At 66.3% G+C, this 6,494-nt stretch carries 6 protein-coding genes; 5 read left to right on the forward strand and 1 reads right to left on the reverse strand.

Annotation, left to right across the window (positions count from 1 at the left end; all coding sequences use genetic code 11):
- Position 1: 1 nt before the first annotated feature.
- The 4 genes from EJ105_RS25215 (at position 2) to EJ105_RS25230 (ending at position 5,387) form a co-directional block, all read left to right on the forward strand.
- Positions 2–937 carry a LysR family transcriptional regulator gene (locus tag EJ105_RS25215; protein ID WP_250168504.1) on the forward strand — a complete coding sequence of 312 codons (936 nt, stop codon included), beginning with the start codon at positions 2–4 and terminating at the stop codon, positions 935–937.
- 186 nt (positions 938–1,123) lie between these two features.
- Entirely contained in the window at positions 1,124–1,978 is an 855-nt protein-coding gene (locus EJ105_RS25220) for a p-hydroxycinnamoyl CoA hydratase/lyase (protein WP_250168505.1), read from the forward strand.
- A 135-nt stretch (positions 1,979–2,113) separates the two neighbouring features.
- The gene (locus EJ105_RS25225; RefSeq protein ID WP_250168506.1) at positions 2,114–4,222 is read left to right on the forward strand and encodes an acetate--CoA ligase family protein; all 2,109 of its coding nucleotides are present in this window, start codon (positions 2,114–2,116) and stop codon (positions 4,220–4,222) included.
- Positions 4,223–4,232: 10 nt separating this feature from the next.
- On the forward strand, positions 4,233–5,387 hold the full coding sequence (locus EJ105_RS25230) for an acyl-CoA dehydrogenase family protein (RefSeq protein WP_237354722.1): 1,155 nt from the start codon (positions 4,233–4,235) through the stop codon (positions 5,385–5,387).
- A 438-nt stretch (positions 5,388–5,825) separates the two neighbouring features.
- On the opposite strand, the gene EJ105_RS25235 is transcribed toward EJ105_RS25230, so the two are convergent.
- Positions 5,826–6,194, reverse strand: a complete 369-nt coding sequence (locus tag EJ105_RS25235; RefSeq protein WP_250168507.1) for a helix-turn-helix domain-containing protein — start codon at positions 6,192–6,194, stop codon at positions 5,826–5,828.
- Positions 6,195–6,280: 86 nt separating this feature from the next.
- On the opposite strand from EJ105_RS25235, the gene EJ105_RS25240 reads away from it, so the two are divergent.
- Positions 6,281–6,494 (forward strand): hypothetical protein (locus EJ105_RS25240; RefSeq protein WP_250168508.1); only part of this gene is annotated, 214 nt, incomplete at its 3' end.

The following is a 6,494-nucleotide window of genomic DNA, read 5'->3' on the forward strand; positions in this document are numbered from 1 at the left end:
CATGAACTTCGAGGATCTGGAAGCCTTCATCTTGGTGGCGCGGCACGGCGGTTTTTCCCGTGCGGCCACCCAGCGCCGGGTCGCCCAGTCCGCCCTGAGCAAGCGCGTCACGCGGCTGGAGCATCACCTCAACGTGCGCCTCCTGGAGCGGCACGGCCGCGGCGTGCGGCTGACCGAGCACGGCATCGCGCTGCTCGACCGGGCCAGCGGCCTCGTCGCCGAACTGAAGGAGATCGAGCGCGACATGCTCTCTCGGGCGGAGGAGGCGAGCGGGGAGATCCGCATAGCCCTTCCGCCCACCACTGCCACCGTGCTGGCGCCGCTGGTCCTCGCCCAGATCCGGCGCAATTTCCCGCGGGTGAGGCTGCACATCCGCGAGGGGTTCAGCGGGGCGATCCACGACTGGCTCCTCGAAGGACGCGTGGAGATCGCTCTTCTCTACAATCCGGAGGAGAGCGCGGAACTGGTGATCACGCCCTTCCTGCGGGAGCCGGTCTACCTGATTGCCCCCGCGGACCATCCGCCCTTTCCGGAGGGCACCATGGGTCGCGGGCGTTTCCGACTGAAGAAGATCGGCGCCCTGCCGCTGGTCCTGCCCGGACCGACGCACAGCCTGCGTGCGCTCATGGAACGCTCCGCGGCCGAGCACCGCGTCGCGCTCGACATCGTGACCGAGATCGACGGCATGCGCGCCACCAAGGCGGTGGTGGAGGCAGGGCTCGGATTCACTGCCTTCAGCTATGCGGGCGTCTATGAGGAAGTGAATGCCGGGACGCTGAAGACCATTCCCTTCACGCCCCCGCTCTACTGGACGCTGGCCATGGCCGAGCGCCGATCCACCCAGATCTCCCGGGCGCTCGTGGAGGTGCGCAAGGCCATCACCGAGCAGGTGGACGTGCTCCGCGCCCGCGGCTTCTGGCGCGGCAATCCCGCCTGAATCGTCGCGCCGCGCCGACCTGCTTTGCTTCCGCCTGCGGGAAGGTGTCTCCGCCGCGGGATTTTTTGCGTTGACGCCGATCGCGTCGCAGATATAAGGATACCTGATATCAGGTATCCTGATTATTGAGCATCTTCGCGCCGGTCACTGGGCGGGGGACGATCACCGCAGGGAAAGGACACGATCATGGGCAGCAACGACGCGCAGGCAGCTGAGCGGCAGGTTCCGGGCGGCAAGACGGTGAAGGTGGAGTTCGAGGACGGCATCGCCTGGTTGAAGATCAATCGCCCCGAGAAGCGCAACGCCATGAGCCTCGAACTCGCCTATGAGATGAACGAGGTCATGGACGCGCTTGAGGTCGATGACCGCGCCGGGGTGGTGGTGCTCACCGGAGAGGGCGAGGCTTGGTCCGCCGGCATGGATCTCAAGGGCTTCTTCCGGACGGTCGATGCCATGTCGGACGTGGACCGCATCCAGGCCTACCGCAAGAACCGAGACTGGCAGTTCCGAAAGCTGATGGTCTACGGCAAGCCCACCATCGCCATGGTCAACGGCTGGTGCTTCGGCGGCGCCTTCACGCCGCTCGTGTGCTGCGATCTGGCCATTGCCGCGGACGAGGCGGTCTTCGGTCTCTCCGAGATCAACTGGGGAATCATCCCGGGCGGCGTGGTGCCGAAGGCCATTTCGACTTTGATGAACCATCGGCAGGCGCTCTATTACTCCATGACCGGGGAGCAGTTCGACGGACGCAAGGCGGCCGAACTCGGCCTCGTCAACGAATCCGTTCCGGCGGCGCAACTGGTGGAGCGCACCCGGGCGCTGGCGCGGGTGCTGCTCGGCAAGAATCCCGCGGTGCTGCGCGCGACCAAGATTTCCTACCGTTTCGCCCAGGACATGAGCTGGGAGCAGGCGGCCGAATATCTGCACGCCAAGGGCGACCAGACCACGGCGCTCGACCCGGAGCGCGGGCGTGAGCAAGGCCTGAAACAGTTCCTCGACGACAAGACCTACAAGCCCGGCCTCGGCGCCTATCAGCGCTGACGTTCGGGCGCTGCCGTTCGGGCTACTCCTGTGGCAGCCTCGCGAAGAGAATGCAGCGCCCGGCCACAGGGCGCGCGGGGGCAGGGAAAACAGGACCGGCGCCGGGCATCGGCCCGCGCCGGCAGGGAGGAAACCTTGGAACAGCAAGTGCGCCCCGCGCGCCGGCCCCTCGACCGGCTGCTGCGGCCCCGCTCGGTGGCCATCGTCGGGGTCTCATCGAAGCCCGGATCGCTCGGCGGCGATGTGCTCGACAATCTCGAACGCTTCGGCTTTGCCGGCGACATCCATCTGGTCCACGCCCGCGAGGCCGAGGTCCGCGGCAGGCGCTGCGTGCGATCCACGGCGGATCTGCCCGAGGGCGTCGACTGCGTGGTGCTCGCCATTCCGGCCGCGGGGGTCCTGGAGGCGGTCAGAGGCTGCGCGTCGCGCAAGGTGGGCGGCGTCATCATCTTCGCCGCCGGCTTTGCCGAGCAGGACGCGGACGGCCGGGCGGCGCAGGCAGAGCTCGCCGCCATCAGCCGCGCCACGGGCATGGTCATCGAGGGACCGAACTGTCTCGGCACGTTGAACTATGCGGACGGCATTCCCCTCAGCTTCAGCGCCACCGAGCCGCATCCGCTGGCGGGACCCGGCATCGCCGTCGTTTCCCAGAGCGGCATCATGGCGGCGTGCGTGCGCGCAGCACTCCACGGGCGCGGTCTCGACGTGTCGCTCTCCGTTTCCACCGGCAACGAGGCGGCGAGCGGAGTGGAGGACTATGTCGAATACCTTGTGGACCACGACGAGACACGGGTGATCGTCCTTGTCGTGGAGCATTTCCGTCAAGGGCGTAGATTTCTGGACCTCGCCCGGCGCGCGCATGCGGCGGGCAAGCCCATTGTGCTGCTGCATCCGGGAAAGTCGGGCGCGGCGCGGGAGGCGGCGCGCACCCACACCGGCGCGATGGCGGGCGATCATGCCGTCATGCGCACGTTGGCGGAGGCCGCCGGAGTGCTCGTGGCCGACACGCTCGAGGAACTCATCGACCTCAGCGAATGTCTGCAGCGATGCCGGCAGCGGCCGTTCGGCGGCGTCTCGGTCCTAGGCGAGTCCGGGGCGCTCAGGGCCCTCATCCTGGACTATTGCGAGGAGATCGCCCTCGTCCTGCCCCAGCCCGAGGGGCAGGTCGCGCAGGCCCTGGCAAGCCTCGCGCCAGGCCTCATCCTGCCAGTGAATCCGCTCGACCTCACCGCCCAGGCTCTGGTGGATCCGAGCCTCTACGCGCGTGCTCTTGCGCCGTTGCTTGAAGACCCGCGCAGCGGCGCCGTGCTGCTTGCGATCAGCCTCACCAGTCCGGGCATGGCGAAGCGGAAGATGCCGCCGCTGCTCGACCTCATTCGCACGTTTGCCGACCGTCGGGCGCTGATCTTCGCCATGCTCGGCGACGATGCAGGCATCGGCGACGCATACATTGATGCCGTGCGCGCTCTGGGCGTGCCCTTTTTCCGCTCGCCCGAGCGCGCCCTGCGCGCCCTCGCGCGCCTCTCGGCCTGGGCCGCTCGGCCGGTGCGCGAAAGTGCGCCCGTTCCGGCCGGCGAGCCCCTCCCGCTGGGGGTGATGCCGGAATATGCGTCGAAATCCGTGCTGGAGGCCGCCGGTGTGCCCATGCCGCCGCGTATCCTCGCCCCTACCGTCGAGGCGGCGGGTGCCGCGGCCGAGTCGCTCGGCTATCCGGTGGCCTTGAAGGCGCAGGCTCCCGGCCTGCCGCACAAGAGCGACGTGGGCGGGGTGGTGCTGAACCTGCGCGATCCCGTCGCCTTGGCTGAGGGCTGGGAGAAGCTCAACGCCAACGTTGCCGCGGCGGCGCCGGGCATCGCGCTCGATGGCGTGCTGGTGGAGCGCATGGCGCCGGCCGGCACGGAGCTGATCCTCGGCGCCCGCAATGATCCCGATTGGGGACCGGTGCTGGCGGTGGGGCTCGGTGGCGTGTTCGCGGAGGCGCTGGGCGATGTCCGCCTTGTTCCCGCAGACACCGAGCCGGCCGATATCGTCCTCGCCCTCCGGCAGCTAAAGAGTGCGAAGGTGCTTGGCCCTTTCCGCGGCTCCGCGGCCCGCGACGTGACGGCGGTGGGGCGGATCGCCGCCGCGCTCGGCGCGTTCATGCGCGCCCATCCGGAGGTGGCGGAGGTGGATATCAATCCGCTGATGGTATTCGCCGAGGGGGAGGGCGCGCTCCCCCTCGACGCGCTGATCGTCGTGCGCTGAGGGGGGCGCCATGGATCTCGACCTGACCGAGGAACAGGAACTGCTGGTTGCCAGCATCGACACCCTCATGCGGCGGCATGCACCCGAGGAACGGCTGCGGTCCTGGGATGCGGCGCGTAGCTTTCCCGAGGCGCTATATCGCGAATGGGTGACGGCGGGCCTGCTTCAGCTGCCCTTCCCGGTCGAATATGGCGGCCTCGGCGGCGATGCTATGGACGTGGCGCTGGCGGTGGAGGCCATCTCGCGCTTCAGTACAGACCTGTCGATGAACTATTCCAGCACGGTGTTCTGCGGCCTCAACGTCTTGCGCAAGGGCAGCGAAGACCAGAAGCAGTATTGGCTGCCGCGCATCATGTCGGGTGCCGTCAAACACGTGATCTCCATCTCCGAGCCCGGCGCCGGAACCGACGTGGGCGCCATGACCACCCACGCCCGGCAGGACGGCGAGGACTATGTCGTCAACGGCCAGAAGCTCTGGAACACCGGCGCCGGTCTCCAGGATGCGGTGCTCAACGTCTATCTGAAGACGGATCGCAACGCGCCGTTCCGGGACGGCATGTCGCTGCTGCTGGTGGACAATGACACGAGCGGGGTGGAACTGCGCAAGCTGGAGATGCTGGGACGGCGCTGCACGGGCACCTATGAGGTCTTTTTCAACGATGTCCGCGTGCCCGCCACCCGCCTCGTCGGCGGAGAGGGCGGTGGATGGGGTTGCCTCATGTCCGGACTTCAGCTGGAACGGGCGGTCTCGGCCGCGAGCAGCTGCGGCGGCGCGCAGGCGGTGGTGGACCTCGCCGTGGCCTATGCGCGCCAGCGCCATCAGTTCGGCGCGCCGATCGGCAGCTTCCAGGCCATCGGCCACGCCGTCGCAGACATGCAGACGGCGGTAGACGCGGCACGGATGCTGATGCTGCGCGCCGTCTTCCTCGTGACCCGGGGGCGCGACGCCTTGCGCGAGATCACCGAGGCCAAGCTGTTCGCCTCCGAAACCTTCGTGAAGGTGGCCGGCCAGGGCGTGCAGATCATGGGGGCCTACGGGCTGAGCACCGAATATGCCATGGAGAGGCACTATCGGGATGCCCGCTCGGCGACCATCGCGGCCGGGACATCGGAGACACTGCGGACCCTGGTGGCCGGGCTCATGGGACTGAAGGCCCGCAGGTGAGGCTGCTCACGGACACAGGGCGCCCAGCGGTGTGTTCCGGCGTGTCAGATTAGCGGCACGATAGCGCTGGACAAGACGCATTGAGCGATAGAACCGATCTCGGTGGACCTTTCCCTACAGGCGCTTGCACGTTCCCTGTTCTCGGAAAAACTATTCGCTGTTCCGATTTATGGGATCTTGTGAGAAAAATCATGATATCAATATTATATACGAGCCAAAGTCATGAATGGAATCCGGAATCGGCAAAATTTCCTGCAAATTACCGGGAAACAGGGAAATTCAGCGGAGACGAGTTCGCAGCCGACTGCGGCCACCGCCAGATACCATTAAAAACTCAATAAAAACAATAAGTTTGCCTGGCACCTAACCTCAAGCCCCTCATTCTGCCCCACATTTCGTTTCTGTCGTCTCGTGCGCGCGAGGACAGCATTTAGCGAGCTATTCGCGTGCCTTCGTCGCAGCCGCCTTCTCGCCCTGCAGGCGCAGGATGATTTCGACCTGCTGAACCGCGATGGCCAGTTCGTAGTCGTCCAGATTGTTCACGGCCGACACCATGCGGTCGATCAGCTTCGAGCGCTCCGTCGGCTCAGGCAGGTCTTCAGGCTCGCGCTTCACCCCGAGCAGCGCATCGGGCGTCGTGCCCAACGCCTTCGATATCTTAACCAGCGTCGCCAAGTCCGGCTCCCTCGCCCCGCTCACATAATGGAAGTAGCGACGCTCGTTCAGGCCGGCCCGGCGGGCGGCTTCGGCGTTGGAGAGATTGAGCGCCGCGGCACGGGCTCGAAGATTGGCTGCAAAGAGATCCATGAGAACAAAATGTTCATGGCACCCCTTGTGCCGTCTACGAACAAAATGTATATTAATAGTTGTCCATTATGTGCACAAGCGCAACCATGAAACTCTCAGCCAATTTCCATAATGCGACGTTCGCCGCTGTCATTCTCGCCGTTCTCGGCCCGGCGCCCGCCTTCGCCCAGCGTGGCGTCGAGTTCGGCTACAAGGACCGCATCTTCGAGCAGAAATATCTCCTGCCGGACGGCCTGAACGCGTTCGAGGTCCAGAACTATCTGCTCATGTCCGGCCTTCGGGCGATGGCCGTCACCGGCG

The sequence above is a fragment of the Xanthobacter aminoxidans genome (assembly GCF_023571765.1).
Taxonomy (GTDB): domain Bacteria; phylum Pseudomonadota; class Alphaproteobacteria; order Rhizobiales; family Xanthobacteraceae; genus Xanthobacter; species Xanthobacter aminoxidans.

Bases quoted from the DNA above. Each gene is read 5' to 3' on its own strand.
- EJ105_RS25215 (WP_250168504.1), top strand. From the start codon at position 2: ATGAACTTCGAGGATCTGGAAGCCTTCATCTTGGTGGCGCGGCACGGC.
- EJ105_RS25220 (WP_250168505.1), top strand. From the start codon at position 1,124: ATGGGCAGCAACGACGCGCAGGCAGCTGAGCGGCAGGTTCCGGGCGGC.
- EJ105_RS25230 (WP_237354722.1), top strand. From the start codon at position 4,233: ATGGATCTCGACCTGACCGAGGAACAGGAACTGCTGGTTGCCAGCATC.
- EJ105_RS25235 (WP_250168507.1), bottom strand. From the start codon at position 6,194: ATGGATCTCTTTGCAGCCAATCTTCGAGCCCGTGCCGCGGCGCTCAAT.